We start from the raw sequence: 17,063 nt of genomic DNA on the forward strand, positions 1-17,063 counted from the left end.
TCAGGGCATTTTCCGCTCCTATTTTGGATATTTACGTCTACTGATCAGATTTTTCTTTTTAGGCGATCTCCGCCGCCCCTCATTCAAGGAGAACCCCGGCCATGCATGCCATCAGTTTCATTCAGGATCTGGCAGTCATCATGTTGGTCGCGGGCGTGGTGACCATTCTCTTTCATCGGCTCAAGCAACCCGTGGTGCTGGGCTACATCGTCGCCGGCTTCATCATCGGCCCGCATACGCCCCCCTTCGGCCTGATCCACGACGAACAGACGATCAAGACCCTGGCCGAACTGGGGGTGATCTTCCTGATGTTCTGCCTGGGGCTGGAATTCAGTCTGCGCAAGCTGTTCAAGGTCGGCGCCACGGCCTTTATCGCGGCCTTCCTGGAAATCGTGCTGATGATCTGGATCGGCTACGAGATCGGTCGCTGGTTCGACTGGAGCACCATGGATTCGCTGTTCCTTGGGGCGATCCTGGCCATTTCCTCCACCACCATCATCGTCAAGGCCCTCAACGACCTGAAGATGAAGAACGAGCGATTCGCCCAGTTGATCTTCGGCGTCTTGATCGTCGAGGACATTCTCGGCATCGGCATCATCGCCTTGCTGTCGAGCATTGCAGTCAGTGGCACGGTCAGCTCCGGCGAAGTGTTTTCCACCGTCGGCAAGCTCTCGCTGTTCATGATCGTGGCGCTGGTGATCGGCATCCTGTTAGTGCCGCGCTTGCTGGCCTATGTGGCCAAGTTCGAGAGCAACGAGATGCTGCTGATTACCGTGCTGGGGCTGTGTTTTGGCTTCTGCCTGCTGGTGGTCAAGCTGGAGTACAGCATGGTCTTGGGGGCGTTCCTGATCGGCGCAATCATGGCCGAGTCCCGTCAGTTGCTGAAGATCGAGCGGTTGATCGAGCCGGTCCGCGATCTGTTCAGCGCGATCTTTTTTGTCGCCATCGGCCTGATGATCGACCCGCAAATCCTGCTGCAGTACGCCTGGCCGATCGCCGTGATCACTGTGGCGGTGGTGCTGGGCAAGATGCTGTCCTGCGGCATGGGGGCGTTTATTGCCGGTAACGACGGACGCACCTCTTTGCGGGTTGGGATGGGGCTGTCACAGATTGGCGAATTCTCGTTCATCATCGCGGCCTTGGGCATGACCCTGCAGGTCACCAGCGACTTCCTGTACCCGGTGGCGGTAGCGGTATCGGCTATCACCACCTTGCTCACGCCTTATCTGATCCGCGCCGCCGATCCGCTGTCACTGAAGTTGGCGGGGGTTCTGCCCAGCCGCCTGAGCCGGGTGCTGGGAATGTACGGCGAGTGGCTGCGCAGCATCCAGCCCCACGGCGAGGGCGCATTGCTGGCGTCGATGATCCGCAAGATTCTGCTGCAAGTGGGGGTGAACCTGGCGCTGGTGGTGGCGATCTTCTTTTCCGGCGGTTATTTCGCCAAGCGCATTGGTGCCTATCTGGCGGATTGGGTCAGTGATCCAAGCTGGCAGAAAGCGCTGATCTGGGGTGGGGCCTTGTTGCTGTCGCTGCCGTTCCTGATCGCCGCCTACCGCAAGCTCAAGGCGCTGTCGATGCTGCTGGCGGAGATGGGGGTCAAGGCGGAAATGGCCGGGCGCCATACCCAACGGGTACGCCGGGTGATCGCCGAGGTGATCCCGATCCTGTCGTTGCTGGTGATTTTCCTGCTGCTGGCGGCGCTGTCGTCGAGCATCCTGCCCACGCTGGAGCTGCTGGTGCTGATCGTGGTGGTGGCGGCAGCGGTGGCCGCCGTGCTCTGGCGCTGGTTCATCCGAGTGCACACGCGGATGCAGGTGGCGCTGATTGAAACCTTCGATCACAGCAAGGACAACGGCGGGCATTGACCTAGCTGCTCGCCAGCAGGGCGCTGGCGAGCCTCTTCGAATCTCAGGGGGTGCTCAGCTTTCCAGCCAGACGTCCCGCGCCCAGTGCCATACCGACTCCCAGGACTCTTCGGTGATCAGCTCTTCTTCGCCGGACCACAGCACCACGGTGCCGTCTTCTTCGACGCAGTAGTAGTCGTCACCGTCCTGGCAGATCGGGATCAGCTCGCGAGGCACGCCCATGTCCCAGGCGGTCGCAGCCACTTCCGGCAGGTAGGTATGGGATTGCGGATCGGTGACGGTGACCGGTTCCAGGCTGCCGTAAACCACATCACTGACCGTCAACAGGAACTCTTTGAAGACGAATGGGATATTGATGAACAGCTGTTCTTCAATTTCCACCAGTTGGTCTTCGTCCGGCAGTTCCAGGGGGACGGGTACCGGTTCGTTGGCTTCTCGGAGTTGTTCGATGACTTCTTCCACGGCCTGGGTCCTCTTAGCTCTATGGCGCGGTTATTTGACGGCGGTTTATACAGTAGCTTGCTATAAGTGCAATCGTGAAATGCAAAACCCCGACCTGAGTCGGGGTTTTGCCTTACAGCTGTGACAGCAGAATGAATCAGCCGTTCTGGCGGATACCTGCTACCAGCCATGGCTGGTTATCGCCCTGGGCGCGTTCCATGTTCCAGCTCTCGCTGAACACTTCGCCCTGGTCGAAGCGCGAACTCTTCGACACACCACTGAAGGTCAGGGTGGCGATGGTCTTGTCGGCACGGTCATCCACACCTTCAAGCTGCACTTGCAGGTTGTCGATGTAGGTCGACTGGAAGTTGTCGCCCAGATCAGCACGTTCCTGTTTCAGGAATTGCAGCATCTGCGGGGTGACGAACTCGGCGATCTTGTCCATTTCATTGGCGTCCCAGTGTTGCTGCAGGGATTGGAAATGGTTGCGCGCAGCTTCAACGAAATTCGCTTCGTTGAACCACGCCGGAGCGTTGATCACCGGGCGCGCGGCAGGTGCTGCCGAACCACCGAAGATCGAGCCGCCAGCAGGTTGCTGAGGTTCGAAGGCTTCACGCTGCATTGGCGCGTGGCCCGCGGGAGCGTATTGCTCCTGCTGCTTGCGACGACGAGCGGCGATAAAGCGGAAGATCACAAAGGCGATGACCGCCATGATCAGGATGTCGAAGATCTGCATGCCCTGGAAGCCGCCGCCCATGAACATGGAGGCCAGCAGGCCACCGGCCGCGATGCCGGCCAGAGGGCCGAGCCAGCGCGAAGCACCGCCGGCTTTGGCTGCGGCGCCCGCGGCACCGGCTGCGCCAGCTGTTGCTGCCGCGGCGGGAGCGCCCGGAGCGGTGGGTGCCGCCTGGCGAGTTTGGTGGGTCGGGGCAGCGCCGACGCTTTTGCCGCCACCGAAGCGCTTGGCGTTGGCGTCGAGGCTCATCGTCAGGCCGATGCACAGCGCCATGGCGATGCTAAGAAAACGTTTCATAAAGGGGGTTCCCATTTGTGGATGGCACGCGCGCCATATTGCACAGGTGAAGTGTCAGTGGCGAGCGGCATAATGTTTCGGGCTTTTGCCTGACAGGCTTGGTTCAGCGCTGTCGGCAATCATGCTCGCCGATCGGCTTCAGGTCCATAAGGACGCGGCTTTGGTTCCAGCCCATTGGCCGTTCAGCGGCGCAGTGCCAGTAGCACCACACCGGCGGAGATCAGACCGATTCCACCCCATTGCCGCAGATCGAGTTTTTCCCCCAGCAGTGCCACGCCGATGATCGCGACGAATACCACGCTGAGTTTGTCCACCGGCGCTACCAGCGAAGCGGGGCCGAGTTTCAGGGCGCGGAAATAGCACAGCCAGGAAGCGCCTGTCGCCAGCCCGGACAGCAGCAGGAACAGGTAGCTCTTGGGGGAAATCGATCCCAGGGACTGATATTGGCCCGTTGCGTACAAAATCAAGGCCAGGCTCACCAGTACCACGACGGTGCGCAACAGGGTGGCGAAGTCGGAATTGACGTTTTCGATGCCGATTTTCGCGAAGATCGCGGTCAAAGCAGCAAAAGTCGCCGACAACAGGGCCCAGAATGTCCACGAGGAAAAAAAGCCTGAACCCATGTTCGCGCTTCCATTGTTTGCCCTGCAGGAGCCGGCTTGTCGGCGAAGAGGCCCTTGAGCCGATCTTCGCCAGTGAGATTCGCTGGCAAGCCAGCTCCTACACAAGCCAACCGTGGGAGGTTAGATGGCTTCCAGCTTGGCATAGCCGAGCATCAGCCATTTGCTGCCTTCGCTGAAATTCACCTGGACCCGGGCCTGGGCGCCGGCACCTTCGAAATTGAGGATCACGCCATCGCCGAATACCGAATGCCGCACCGTCTGACCCAGGCTCAAGCCGGTATCAGGAATCTCGGTGCCGCCGAACAGGCTGCTGGTGCTTTGTGACTGGCCGCCGCCGAAAGGTCGGCTGACGCTGTTGGACAAACGCACTTCCTGAATCAGCCCCTTGGGCACTTCGCGTACGAAGCGCGAGACCTTGTTGTAGGTTTCGCTGCCGTACAGACGACGGGTTTCCGCATAGGTCATCACCAGGTTCTGCATCGCCCGGGTAATGCCGACATAGGCCAGGCGGCGTTCTTCCTCAAGGCGGCCGGGTTCTTCCAGGCTCATCTTGTGAGGGAACAGACCTTCTTCCATGCCCACCAGGAACACGTAGGGAAATTCCAGGCCCTTGGCGCTGTGCAGGGTCATCAGCTGAATGCTGTCTTCGTGTTCGTCGGCCTGGGTATCGCCGGCTTCCAGCGAGGCATGGCCGAGGAAGGCCGCCAGGGGGGTCAGTTCCTGGTCTTCTTCGGTGGTCTCGAAGTTACGTGCGGCGCTGACCAGTTCCTCAAGGTTTTCCACCCGGGCCTGGCCTTTCTCGCCTTTTTCCGCCTGGTGATAAGCGATCAGCCCGGACTGCTCGATCACCGTCTGGGTCATCAGGTGCAGGGGCATTTCCAGGGTCTTGGCAGCGAGGTTCTCGATCAGCTCGATAAAGGCCCCGAGGGCGCCGGCCGCACGACCGGTCAGGCCTTTATTGGCCACCAGCTGGCGCAGGGCTTGCCACATCGATACATCGCTGTGGCGTGCATGCTCACGAATGGCTTCGACGGTTTTCTCGCCGATACCCCGGGCCGGAACGTTGATCACCCGCTCCAGGGCCGCGTCGTTGCCCCGGCCTTCCAGAAGGCGCAGGTAAGCCATGGCGTTCTTGATTTCGGCCCGTTCGAAGAAGCGCTGGCCGCCATAGATGCGGTACGGAATTCGTTCCCGCAGCAGGGCTTCCTCCAGCACCCGGGATTGGGCGTTGGAGCGGTAGAGAATGGCAATGTCGCTGCGGGCCATGCCGGTCTTCAACGCGCTCTCGATGGTCTCCACCACATAGCGCGCTTCATCGTGTTCGTTGAAGGCTGCGTACAGGTTGATCGCTTCGCCTTCGCCGCCATCGGTCCACAATTCCTTGCCCAGGCGCCCGGTGTTGTTGGCGATCAGGGCGTTGGCGGCCTTGAGGATGCCAGCGGTGGAGCGGTAGTTCTGCTCCAGGCGGATCGTCTCGGCGTCCGGAAAGTCGGCGGAGTACTGATGGATGTTCTCGATCTTCGCCCCGCGCCAGCCGTAGATCGACTGGTCGTCGTCGCCCACCACCATCAGGCTGTCGCCGCCCTTGGCCAACAGGCGCAACCAGGCGTATTGCACGGCGTTGGTGTCCTGGAACTCGTCCACCAGCACATGACGGAAGCGCTTTTGATAGTGCGCCAGCAGTCCCGGGTGATCGCGCCACAGGTCCAGGGCGCGCAGCAGCAGTTCGGAGAAATCGATGACCCCGGCGCGCTGGCACGCGGCCTCGTAGGCCTCATAAATGCTGCGCATGGTGGCCAGGAACAGGTCGCCGCTGGCTTGAATGTGTTGTGGACGCAAGCCTTCGTCTTTTTGCCCGTTGATGAACCACTGGGCCTGACGTACCGGCCAGCGCTGCTCGTCCAGGCCCAGGTCGCGGATCACTCGCTTGACCAGACGTTGCTGGTCGTCGCTGTCGAGGATCTGGAAGGTCTGGCTCAGCCCGGCTTCTTGCCAGTGAGCCCGTAGCAGGCGGTGCGCCAGACCGTGGAAGGTGCCCACCCACATGCCGGCCGGGTTGATGCCCATCAGCTGCTCGATGCGGTGGCGCATCTCGGCGGCGGCCTTGTTGGTGAACGTCACCGACAGGACGGAGTGGGGCGAGGCGTTCTCGACCTGGATCAACCAGGCGATACGGTGCACCAGCACTCGGGTTTTGCCGGAGCCAGCACCGGCCAGGACCAACTGACGACCCACGGAGGCGGCTACGGCCTGGCGTTGGGCATCGTTGAGGGAGTTCAACAGGAGGGAGAGATCATCGCGCATCGGCGCATTCTAGGGGGCTGCGCCACCCCGGGCAAACCCGGCTTCGCATTAGCCGATAAAACAACCCTTGAGGACGACTGGTTGGTCATGGGCTGCAGCCATTGGCGCGTCTCGCCTGGACACTTTCGGGACGGATTGCAGCGGTTTGGTTTTATCGATTTTATGACCTGGAGCAGTTTGGCTCGGGCGTTTGCTTGTGTATGCTCCGGCGACGTTTCGGGCTCAACCATTATAAGAACACTGCCTATGACACTTAACCCCGACCTGTTCGGCCCCTTCGTGGAGCCGCGGGTTATCCGCCAGCATTACGCCGTCGAGATGGCAGTGGAGCGTACGCGCCTGCTGTATCAGGGCTCCTTGCTGCCTACCTTGTTCATGTTGCTCAACGGCCTGGTGTGTACCTGGTTGCTCTGGAGCCCTGAGCGCTATTTGTTGCTCAGCGTGTGGATGGTCTGGCTGCTGGCCCTGGTGGCCTTGCGGGTGATCCAGGTGGCGGCCTTCGATTCAGCGATTCCCAGTCGCCAGGCGCAGGCTATCTGGCAACGCATGTTTCTCTTGGGGTCAGCGGTCAGCGGCCTGACCTTGGCCTGCGCCGGGATTGCCCTGGTGCCTACCGACAGCTTCCTGCAGCAGGCCTGGGTATTCGGCCTGATCGGCGCGGCGATTCTTTCCGCCAGCGTGGCCTATGCCGTCAGCCTGCAGGCTTTCCTATCGTTCACCCTGCCTTGCCTGTTGCCGGCGATTGCCTATCTGTTCTGGGGCGGCGATGACCTGCAGCGTGGCTGGGGCTGGCTGGGGCTGATTCTCCTGGTATCGCTGAGTGTGGTGGCCTGGCAGGTCAACCGCTTGCTCCAGCGTGGCTTGTTGCGGCGCTTTCAGAACCAGGCCCTGATTGAACACCTGCAGGACGCCCAGAGCCGCAGCGGCCACCTCAACCGCGAACTGGCCCGGGAGGTCGAGCAGCGTCGGCGGGCCGAGGAGCAATTGCGTGAGGCCCAGGCCGAGCTGGAGCAGCGCGTGGCCCAGCGCAGCCTGGAGCTGGACGCGGCCAACCAGGCCCTGAGCAAGAGCGAGGCGCGCCTGGCCCTGGCCCTGAAGGCCAGCGAGCTGGGGCTGTGGGACTGGAACCTGCAGACCGACGAGGTCCATCACACTCAGCTCAAGGAGCTGTTCGGCCTGGAGCCGGAGGGTGTCACGGCGATGCTCAGCCATCTCAAGCCGCGCCTGCACCCCGAGGACCTGCCTCTGCTCAAGCGTGCCCTGGTGGAGCACCTGAAGGGCCGCAGCGAGGATTACCAGGTGGAATACCGGGTGCGCCACGGCGCCGGCCATTGGGTGTGGATCGAGGACCGTGGCCGGGCGGTGGAGCGCAGCCCCAGTGGGCGGGTGCTGCGCATGGTCGGCACGCGGCGCGACATCAGCATCGACAAGGAACAAGAAGTGCAGCGCAACCTGGCGGCGACGGTGTTCGAGGCGGCCAGTGAAGGCATTGTCATCCTCGACCCCGATTACGCCCTGATCGCCGTCAATCAGGCCTTTAGCCAGGTCACCGGCTTCCAGATCGAGGACATGCTGGGGCGCAACGTGGTGGAGTTGTCCTGCAGTCGCGACGCCCGTCGGCATTATCCGTTGATTCATCAGGCCCTGGAGCAGCACGGCAGCTGGCAGGGCGAGTTGGTGGAAGCGCGCAAGAATGGCGAGCTCTACCCGCAATGGCTGCAACTGAACGTAGTGCGGGACAAACGGGGAAAAGTCCGACATATCGTGGGCTTCTTCGCCGATCTTTCGGCCCGGCGCGAATCCGAGGAGCGCATGCGCTACCTCACGCATTACGACGAGCTCACCGGGCTGGCCAACCGCTCACTGTTTCGCGAACGCCTGCGCGAGGCCCATCAGCGGGTGCGCCAGGGCGGTCGCAGCCTGGCCTTGCTGCACATCAACCTGGATCGCTTCAAGTTGCTCAACGACAGCCTCGGCCATGAAGTGGCCGACCTGCTGCTGCAGAAGATGGCCCGGCGACTGGTCAATGCCTTGCCGGAAGCCGACACCATTGCCCGTTTGTCCGGGGATGAATTCGCCGTGCTATTCGATGCCTATGGCAGCCTCTCCAGCCTGACCAGGGTCGCCACCCGGCTGCTGAGCAAGCTACGCCTGCCGATCACGGTCGATGGCCATGAGTTGGTGGTCAGCGCTTCCATGGGCATCAGCATGCTGCCGGACAGTGCCCGGGAGATTGCAGCCCTGGTGAGCCAGGCAAACATGGCCATGGCCCACGCCAAGCACCTGGGCGGCAACAACTTCCAGTTCTATACCGAGAGCCTGCAGGCCAGCACCCTGGAGCGCCTGCAACTGGAAAACCAGCTGCGCAAGGCCATCGAAGAAGACCAGTTGATGGTCTTCTACCAGCCCAAACTGTGCTTGGCCACGGGCCGCTTGAATGCCGCAGAAGCCCTGGTGCGCTGGGATCATCCGACCATGGGGCGGGTGCCGCCGGGGGACTTTATCGGCCTGGCGGAAGAGACCGGGCTGATCGGTCCCATCGGTGAGTTCGTATTGCGCCAGGCCTGCTGGCAAGCCTGTGAATGGCAGCGCCAGGGCCTGGAGCCGATTCGTGTTTCGGTCAATCTGTCGGTGTATCAGTTGCGCCAGGGCAAGCTGGTCAGCCTGGTGCGCCAGGTGTTGGAAGAAACCGGCCTGGCGCCGCATTTTCTCGAACTGGAACTGACCGAAAGCCAGTTGCTGGACAGCGTCGAGCACATCATCGCGACCTTCAAGCAACTGCGTGACCTGGGGGTGAAGCTGGCCATTGACGACTTCGGCACGGGCTACTCGTCACTGAGCTACCTCAAGCGGATTCCGGTGGACTACGTGAAGATCGACCAGGCCTTCATTCGTGGGCTGGCCGAAGGCGGCGAGGATGCGGCGATCACCCGGGCGATCATCGCCATGGCTCACGGCCTGTCGTTGAAAGTGGTGGCCGAGGGGGTTGAGGATCCTGGCCAGCTGACCTTCTTGCGTGCTGAGCACTGTGACGAAGTACAGGGTTACCTGATCAGTCGCCCGGTGAATGCCGAAGGCCTCGCGCTGTTGCTGCAGGCTCAGACCCGGTAGCGGTTGGCGCTGCCTGCCACAACGGCTACATAAGTCGTACCTCGCTGAAAATGGGGGCAGGCAGGTACTTTCTTGATGCATTGAGCAGGCAAAAAGACCATTCATGTAGTATAACTACAAGCTCGCTACATCCCCGGCGTCAGCCAATAACAATGAGTCCAGCCCTTTGAACCTGTTGCAGCACATCGCCCAGTCACGTCATTTGTTACGCAAATCGGAGCTCAAGGTCGCCGATCACGTGCTCCTTGATCCTGCGGCCGTGATGCACAGCTCCATGGCGGACCTGGCCCACAACGTGGGCATCAGCGAGCCGACCATCGTGCGCTTCTGCCGCGCCATCGGTTGTTCGGGGTTCCAGGACCTGAAGCTCAAGCTGGCGCAGAGCCTCGCGGCCGGGGCCAGCTTCGGCCAGTTCGCGATTCATGAAGACGATTCCGTCGCCGACTACAGCCTGAAGATCTTCGACACCACCCTGCACACCCTGATGGAGGTTCGCGAGAAGCTCGATCCGGTGGCGCTGCAGCAGGCGGTGACCGCCATGTCCCAGGCCCAGCGCGTAGAGTTCTATGGCTTCGGGGCCTCGGGTGCGGTGGCGGCGGATGCCCAGCACAAGTTCTTCCGCCTGCTGCTCACTGCGGCGGCCTATTCCGACCCGCACATGCAGGCGATGTCGGCGGTGACCTTGAAACCCACCGATGTGGCCATCTGCATTTCCCAGTCCGGACGTTCCAAGGACCTGCTGATCACCGCCAACCTGGTGCGTGAAAGTGGCGCTTCGCTGATTACCTTGTGCCCGAGCCAGACACCGTTGGCCGAACTGTCCACGGTCAACCTGGCCATCGACGTGCATGAAGACACCGAGATCTACACCCCGCTGACCTCGCGTATCGCCCACTTGGTGGTGATCGACGTGTTGGCGATGGGCGTGGCCATGGCCCGCGGTCCGAGCCTGGTCAACCACCTCAAGAGCGTCAAGCGCAGCCTTCGCAGCCTGCGCCTGTCGCCCAAGTCGGTGAAAGCCCTGGACGACTGAGTCTTCCTGCTAGGGGCGTTCGGGCGGTGTTGCGCTTGCTGGCGAGGGGGGCCGGGTTGTGCATTGCCCTGACGGACGCTTTCGCCGGCAAGCCGGCTCCTACGCAAGCCAACCATCGCCCAGGGCGGTGGTTGCCAGGTGAATGTTCATCGTCCTGTAACCCGCCCGCCGCCAAATCGTAACCGCCGTCCTCCATCGTGAAGCTTCCGTACTCGCATTGGGAGACCTGAAATGGCCCGGCCTTACGAAGACAGCAACAGCGCAGTCAAGACTCGTCGTCAGCAGGAAGACCACCGTCGCATGGAGTTTCGTCGTGCGATCGAACACCGCTCCGAGCTGCGTCAATTGCAGCAGGAAATCAATGATTACCCCGAGCTTGAGGCCGTCAACTACTGGCAGGCTGCACCCGCAGCTTCCCGTCGAAGCGCTCAACCAGCCCGCTGATCTGCACCCGTTCGCTGCGGATGAATCCCAGGAACGCATGCGCTACCGGTGATAGGCGTTTGGCTTTGGCCTGCACCAGGCACCAGCTGCGCAGCAATGGCAGCTCTTCGACCGGCAACTCGATCAGGCCGCCGGTCGCCAACTCAAGGTTCAGGGCATGGCGCGTCAGCAAGGCCACGCCCAGACCTGCCCGCACACACTCACGCTGGGCCTCGGCCGACGACACTTCGAGGATCTGGGTGAAGTGCACGCGCTTCTCCTTGAAGTACTCCTCACAGGCCAGGCGGGTGCCGGAACCCTGCTCGCGCAGCACCAGGGTATAAGGCTCCAGGTCCTGCAGGCGCAGCGGGCCCATATGGCTCAAGGGATGATCCGGCGGGGCCACCGCGACGATCGGATTGTTGAGAAACGGCAGGAATTCCAGCTCCATGTCCTGGGGCACCATGGACATGATCACCAGGTCGTCGCGGTTGTCCGAGAGGCGACGGATCACCTGGGCCCGGTTGACCACGGTCAGCTGTAGATGGACTTCCGGGTGCTGGCGCTTGAAGGCCGCGAACAGATGCGGGACGAAGTACTTGGCGCTGGATTCCACCGCCAGCTTGAGCTGGCCCTGCAGCGAGCCCTGCATGTCGGAGAGTTGCATGTCGAGGTTCTCCAGGCGCCCGAAGATGTCCCGGCTGGCCCGTTGCAGGGCTTCGGCGGCTTCGGTCATGTAGAGCTTCTTGCCGACGTAATCGAACAACGGCTGGCCAATCAGCTCCTCCAGCTGACGAATCTGCAGGCTAACCGCAGGCTGGGTAAGATTCATCTCATCGGCGGCGCGGCTGTAGGAGCGTAGATCGCAGACTTCATTGAACACCTGCAACTGACGTAATGTCAGTCTCATCAAGGACTTACGCATTCTTTGAGTGCTCGCGCCAAGGGCTGGTGCGGTGACTATAAGTCTTTACTTATGGCCAACCCAATAATTATTGATTTTTGTTAATCCCTCTGCAGAGCTAGTGTGTCGCTGCGACTGATCTGAAACATTTGGTCACGCGCCGACTCGGTCTAGCGGGTCGTTTGTTCCAACGGCTCAAGGGAACCTCCAAGTGATAAAAAAAATCCTGATCGCCAACCGTGGTGAGATTGCCGTACGAATCGTGCGTGCCTGCGCCGAGATGGGCATCCGTTCGGTGGCGATCTTCTCCGACGCCGATCGCCATGCCTTGCATGTAAAGCGTGCGGATGAGGCCCACAGCATTGGCGCCGAGCCGCTGGCCGGCTACCTGAACCCACGCAAACTGGTGAACCTGGCGGTGGAAACCGGCTGTGATGCCTTGCACCCCGGCTACGGTTTCCTTTCGGAAAACGCTGAACTGGCGGACATCTGCGCCGAACGTGGAATCAAGTTCATCGGTCCATCGGCGGAAGTGATTCGTCGCATGGGCGACAAGACCGAAGCCCGCCGCAGCATGATCAAGGCCGGCGTGCCGGTGACCCCGGGCACCGAGGGCAACGTGGCGGACATCGCCGAAGCCCTGCTCGAAGGTGACCGCATCGGCTACCCGGTGATGCTCAAGGCCACCTCCGGTGGTGGCGGCCGCGGTATCCGCCGTTGCAACAGCCGCGAAGAACTCGAACAAGCCTTCCCCCGGGTGATTTCCGAAGCGACCAAGGCCTTTGGTTCGGCGGAAGTGTTCCTGGAAAAATGCATCGTCAATCCCAAGCACATCGAGGCGCAGATCCTCGGTGACAGCTTTGGCAACGTGGTGCACCTGTTCGAACGCGACTGCTCGATCCAGCGCCGCAACCAGAAGCTCATCGAGATTGCCCCAAGCCCGCAACTGACCCCGGAGCAGCGCGCCTACATCGGCGACCTGTCCGTGCGCGCAGCCAAGGCCGTGGGTTACGAAAACGCCGGCACCGTGGAGTTCCTGCTCGCCGAGGGCGAGGTGTACTTCATGGAGATGAACACTCGGGTGCAGGTGGAACACACCATCACCGAGGAAATCACCGGCATCGATATCGTCCGCGAGCAGATCCGCATCGCTTCGGGCCTGCCCCTGTCGGTGAAACAGGAAGACATCCAGCACCGAGGGTTCGCCCTGCAGTTCCGGATCAATGCCGAGGACCCGAAGAACAACTTCCTGCCCAGCTTCGGCAAGATCACTCGCTACTACGCGCCCGGCGGTCCTGGTGTGCGTACCGACACGGCGATCTACACCGGCTACACCATTCCGCCGTTCTACGACTCCATGTGCCTGAAGCTGGTGGTCTGGGCCCTGACCTGGGAAGAAGCCATGGACCGTGGCCTGCGCGCCCTGGACGACATGCGCCTGCAAGGGGTCAAGACCACCGCCGCCTATTACCAGGAAATCCTGCGCAACCCGGAATTCCGTAGCGGTCAGTTCAACACCAGCTTCGTTGAGAGCCACCCGGAACTGACCAACTACTCGATCAAGCGCAAACCCGAAGAGCTGGCCCTGGCCATCGCCGCCGCCATTGCCGCCCACGCAGGCCTGTGAGGAATACATTCATGTCCAAGAAGATCTTTGTTACCGACACCATCCTGCGTGACGCTCACCAATCGCTGCTGGCGACCCGCATGCGCACCGAAGACATGCTGCCGATCTGCGACAAGCTCGACAAAGTCGGCTACTGGTCCCTGGAAGTCTGGGGCGGCGCGACCTTCGACGCCTGCGTGCGCTTTCTCAAGGAAGACCCTTGGGAGCGCCTGCGCAAACTGCGCGCCGCGTTGCCCAACACCCGTTTGCAGATGCTCCTGCGCGGCCAGAACCTCCTGGGCTATCGCCACTACAGCGACGACGTGGTCAGGGCTTTCGTGGCCAAGGCGGCGGTCAACGGCATCGACGTGTTCCGCATCTTCGACGCGATGAACGACGTGCGTAACCTGCGGGTGGCCATCGAGGCGGTGAAAGCCGCCGGCAAACATGCCCAGGGCACCATCGCCTACACCACCAGCCCGGTGCACACCATCGAGGCCTTCGTGGCCCAGGGCAAGCAGATGGAGGCCATGGGTTGCGACTCCATCGCGATCAAGGACATGGCTGGCCTGTTGACCCCTTACGCCACCGGTGAGCTGGTCAAGGCGCTGAAGGCCGAGCTGTCGCTGCCGGTGTTCATTCACTCCCACGACACCGCCGGCCTGGCCGCGATGTGCCAGCTCAAGGCCATCGAGAACGGCGCCGACCATATCGACACCGCCATCTCCAGCTTCGCCTGGGGCACCAGCCACCCGGGCACCGAGTCGATGGTCGCCGCCCTTAAAGGCAGCGAGTTCGACACCGGCCTGGATCTGGAGCTGCTGCAGGAGATCGGTTTGTACTTCTACGCCGTGCGCAAGAAGTACCACCAGTTCGAAAGCGAATTCACCGCCGTGGACACCCGGGTACAGGTCAACCAGGTGCCGGGCGGGATGATTTCCAACCTGGCCAACCAGTTGAAAGAGCAGGGCGCGCTGAACCGCATGGGCGAAGTGCTGGCCGAGATCCCACGGGTCCGTCACGACCTGGGCTACCCGCCGCTGGTCACCCCGACCTCACAGATCGTCGGCACCCAGGCGTTCTTCAACGTGCTGGCCGGCGAGCGTTACAAGACCATCACCAACGAAGTGAAGCTCTACCTGCAAGGTGGCTACGGCAAGGCGCCGGGCCAGGTGGACGAGCACCTGCGGCGCCAGGCCATCGGCAGCGAAGAGGTGATAGACGTACGTCCAGCCGATCTGCTGAAGCCGGAAATGACCAAGTTGCGCGGTGAAATCGGCGGCCTGGCCCATTCCGAAGAAGACGTGCTGACCTACGCCATGTTCCCGGACATCGGGCGCAAGTTCCTCGAAGAGCGTGAGGCCGGCACCCTGGTTCCGGAAGTGCTGCTGCCGATCCCTGAAGCCGGTGGCGTCAGCAAGCCGGGCGGTGAAGGCGTGCCCACCGAGTTCGTCATCGACGTCCACGGCGAGACCTATCGCGTCGACATCACCGGTGTCGGGGTCAAGGCCGAAGGCAAGCGTCACTTCTACCTGTCCATTGATGGCATGCCGGAAGAAGTGGTGTTCGAACCGCTCAACGAGTTCGTTGGCGGCGGCACCAGCAAGCGCAAGCAGGCCAGCGCGCCGGGCCATGTCAGCACCACCATGCCGGGCAACATTGTTGATGTGCTGGTCAAGGAAGGTGATGTGGTCAAGGCCGGCCAGGCCGTACTGATCACCGAAGCCATGAAGATGGAGACCGAAGTCCAGGCGGCAATTGCCGGCAAGGTCGTGGCTATCCACGTGGCCAAGGGCGACCGGGTCAACCCGGGCGAGATCCTGATCGAGATCGAGGGCTGAGTTCAGGCCTTTATCTGCAACTGTTTACCTCGGGGGAGCTACGGCTCCCCTTTTTTTGCTTTTCTGAAGTGTCATTTAATGCATTTTTTGAGAAGGATAGTTTCTTGAAATGTAATTAAATGCACTTACTGGTTCAGTGGCTTGGAAAAACTGCAATATAATGCGCGCATGATTGAGGCGGAACGTCTATTGAAGCGCATCAAATTGCAGGTACCCCAATGTTCCGGCTGACGTTGCAGCTCTACGGCGCAGGGGCGTGGGCCGATGCCATGACCCTGAGTTTCGACAAACCTGAAGCGGGCTTTGCCAGCCCTTGCAGCTTTGGTTATGTCCCGCAGTATCTGGTGGACAACCTGGAAGCGGTTGCCAGCCCGCTGGGCCGTTCGGTCAGTGCACAGATCCCTTTGGGTTGGGAGCCCTGGCGAGAAGACCGGGCGCCGGCCTTTCTTTATGACCTGGTCGCCACGCCGGCGGCGCGCAGCTTTTTGCTCCGGCAGATCGGCCATGAGCGGCCCGATGGCATGGGCAGCGAGTTGTTCCTCCTGGCCCGAAGCACCGCGGCGCCCATTGGCCGTCTGCGGATCAAGGAGTCCCTGGCAGGGCTGCACAGGCGTCCGGCCCTGGGCTTCACCCGGGAGCAGGTGGTGACCCTGGATAACCGCTTTCTTGAATACGCCCATGAGCAGGCAGCGGCTTTTGGTGGCACGGCGAGCCTCGGCGACGAAGCGCCCAAGCTGTTGCTGACAGAAAACCGCGAGGGCTTGTTGTACCCCGATGCGCTGCTCGACGACGCTGCGGCAACGCGTCACTGGTGGGTGAAGTTCCCCCGTAACCCGGCTTCGCCGAACGCCTGCGACATCCTCAGAAGCGAGTTCCACTATTACCGGGCGCTGCAGCAACTGGGAGTCGATACGGTATCGGCGCAAGGCTTGGCCCTGGAAGAAGCTCGCAAGCCCAGCCTGTGGATGCAGCGTTTTGACCGTCGGCGGACGCCCGCCGGAGTCGAGCGTCTGGCAGTGGAGTCGATCTATTCCCTGGCCGGGCTGGTGGGCCATGGCCAAGGCATGCGCCATACCGAGGTACTGGGGATCCTCGCCGAACTGTGGCGCGCCACTGGCCAGGAGGCGTCGATCCCCGAACTGGTGGCGGACTACCTGCGGCGCGATCTGCTCAACAGGATCCTTGGCAACACCGACAATCATGGCCGCACGCTTTCGGTGGTGCGCACTGATGCTGGGGTACGCCTGGCCCCGATCCATGACCTGGCGCCCAAGGTCATGGATGACGAGGGGATTGCCCGCACCACCAAATGGCCCGGGCGCATGGAAGTGGCCGGTGACGTCGACTGGCGCCTGGTGTGCGCCAGCCTCAAGCCACTGCTCGACCCCGAAGCCGCCCTGACGCGCCTGCGCGCGGATGCCGAACACCTGCGGGCCCTGCCGGACCTGCTGAGTGCCGGCGGCTTGCCCGAAGCCACCTTGAATCATCCGCGCATTCACTTGCGCCACCTGGACCGACGCCTGCAGGAGTGGGGATTGCGATGAACATGACGCTGGAAGAACGCGGGGCCCTGATCGATCACATCCAGCAGGAAATGGCGGCCGGTCGCCTGCCGATTGGCGAGGCGGTCAAGCGCCTGCGCACTGAAGTCACGGGGCTGCACCAACACCAGTTCGCCCGCATGTGCCGGATTTCCCTGCGCACCCTGATCCACATCGAACACGGTGACGGCAACCCGACCCTCAAATCATTGACTGGGGTGTTCAAGCCGTTCGGCCTGCAGATGGGGGTGGTGAAAGTGCAGAAGACCAGCCGTGCCCGTTCGCTGCTCGATGAGCCTGAGCGCTCTGCTCCCGAGCCTTCAGCGCTCGCCTGAACC

General features: G+C 61.9%; 13 protein-coding genes. 8 read left to right on the forward strand and 5 right to left on the reverse strand.

Features of this window, described 5'->3' with window-relative positions; translation table 11 throughout:
• The first annotated feature begins 101 nt into the window (after nt 1–101).
• Nucleotides 102–1,865 (forward strand): cation:proton antiporter, encoded by a 1,764-nt coding sequence (locus tag GV818_RS13090; RefSeq protein WP_161776736.1) that lies wholly within the window; start codon nt 102–104, stop codon nt 1,863–1,865.
• Nucleotides 1,866–1,919: 54 nt separating this feature from the next.
• Here the strand turns inward: GV818_RS13090 and GV818_RS13095 are convergent, their stop codons facing one another.
• From GV818_RS13095 to uvrD, 4 genes are all read right to left on the reverse strand, one after another.
• Entirely contained in the window at nt 1,920–2,327 is a 408-nt protein-coding gene (locus GV818_RS13095) for an SMI1/KNR4 family protein (RefSeq protein ID WP_011064330.1), read from the reverse strand.
• Nucleotides 2,328–2,463: 136 nt separating this feature from the next.
• Nucleotides 2,464–3,339 carry a Tim44 domain-containing protein gene (locus GV818_RS13100; RefSeq protein ID WP_161752649.1) on the reverse strand — a complete coding sequence of 292 codons (876 nt, stop codon included), beginning with the start codon at nt 3,337–3,339 and terminating at the stop codon, nt 2,464–2,466.
• Between the two features lie 182 nt (nt 3,340–3,521).
• On the reverse strand, nt 3,522–3,962 hold the full coding sequence (locus GV818_RS13105; RefSeq protein WP_161752651.1) for an EamA family transporter: 441 nt from the start codon (nt 3,960–3,962) through the stop codon (nt 3,522–3,524).
• A gap of 120 nt (nt 3,963–4,082) precedes the next feature.
• Complete coding sequence (gene uvrD, locus GV818_RS13110; RefSeq protein WP_161752653.1) at nt 4,083–6,266, reverse strand: DNA helicase II; 2,184 nt, start codon at nt 6,264–6,266, stop codon at nt 4,083–4,085.
• A gap of 246 nt (nt 6,267–6,512) precedes the next feature.
• Between uvrD and GV818_RS13115 the strand changes: the two genes are divergently transcribed.
• From GV818_RS13115 to GV818_RS34430, 3 genes are all read left to right on the forward strand, one after another.
• Nucleotides 6,513–9,377, forward strand: coding sequence for an EAL domain-containing protein (locus GV818_RS13115; RefSeq protein WP_161776737.1), 2,865 nt, complete (start codon nt 6,513–6,515; stop codon nt 9,375–9,377).
• A gap of 166 nt (nt 9,378–9,543) precedes the next feature.
• Entirely contained in the window at nt 9,544–10,410 is an 867-nt protein-coding gene (gene hexR / locus GV818_RS13120) for a transcriptional regulator HexR (protein WP_161752658.1), read from the forward strand.
• Between the two features lie 231 nt (nt 10,411–10,641).
• Nucleotides 10,642–10,854: a PA3496 family putative envelope integrity protein gene (locus tag GV818_RS34430; RefSeq protein WP_161752664.1), complete on the forward strand. Its 213-nt coding sequence runs from the start codon at nt 10,642–10,644 to the stop codon at nt 10,852–10,854.
• Here the strand turns inward: GV818_RS34430 and GV818_RS13130 are convergent.
• Entirely contained in the window at nt 10,796–11,758 is a 963-nt protein-coding gene (locus tag GV818_RS13130) for a LysR family transcriptional regulator (RefSeq protein WP_161752666.1), read from the reverse strand. The two genes, GV818_RS34430 and GV818_RS13130, sit on opposite strands and share 59 nt — an antisense overlap.
• Before the next feature lie 190 nt (nt 11,759–11,948).
• On the opposite strand from GV818_RS13130, the gene GV818_RS13135 reads away from it, so the two are divergent.
• From GV818_RS13135 to GV818_RS13150, 4 genes are all read left to right on the forward strand, one after another.
• Nucleotides 11,949–13,364 carry an acetyl-CoA carboxylase biotin carboxylase subunit gene (locus GV818_RS13135; RefSeq protein ID WP_161752668.1) on the forward strand — a complete coding sequence of 472 codons (1,416 nt, stop codon included), beginning with the start codon at nt 11,949–11,951 and terminating at the stop codon, nt 13,362–13,364.
• 11 nt (nt 13,365–13,375) lie between these two features.
• Nucleotides 13,376–15,184 (forward strand): sodium-extruding oxaloacetate decarboxylase subunit alpha, encoded by a 1,809-nt coding sequence (oadA, locus tag GV818_RS13140; protein ID WP_161776738.1) that lies wholly within the window; start codon nt 13,376–13,378, stop codon nt 15,182–15,184.
• Nucleotides 15,185–15,453: 269 nt separating this feature from the next.
• Nucleotides 15,454–16,728, forward strand: coding sequence for a type II toxin-antitoxin system HipA family toxin (locus GV818_RS13145; RefSeq protein ID WP_161753116.1), 1,275 nt, complete (start codon nt 15,454–15,456; stop codon nt 16,726–16,728).
• Nucleotides 16,725–17,060: a helix-turn-helix domain-containing protein gene (locus GV818_RS13150; protein WP_161752672.1), complete on the forward strand. Its 336-nt coding sequence runs from the start codon at nt 16,725–16,727 to the stop codon at nt 17,058–17,060. Before GV818_RS13145 ends, GV818_RS13150 begins: the two co-directional genes overlap by 4 nt.
• The last annotated feature ends 3 nt before the right edge of the window (nt 17,061–17,063 follow it).

The sequence above is a fragment of the Pseudomonas sp. Fl4BN1 genome, assembly GCF_009908285.1.
Lineage (GTDB): Bacteria > Pseudomonadota > Gammaproteobacteria > Pseudomonadales > Pseudomonadaceae > Aquipseudomonas.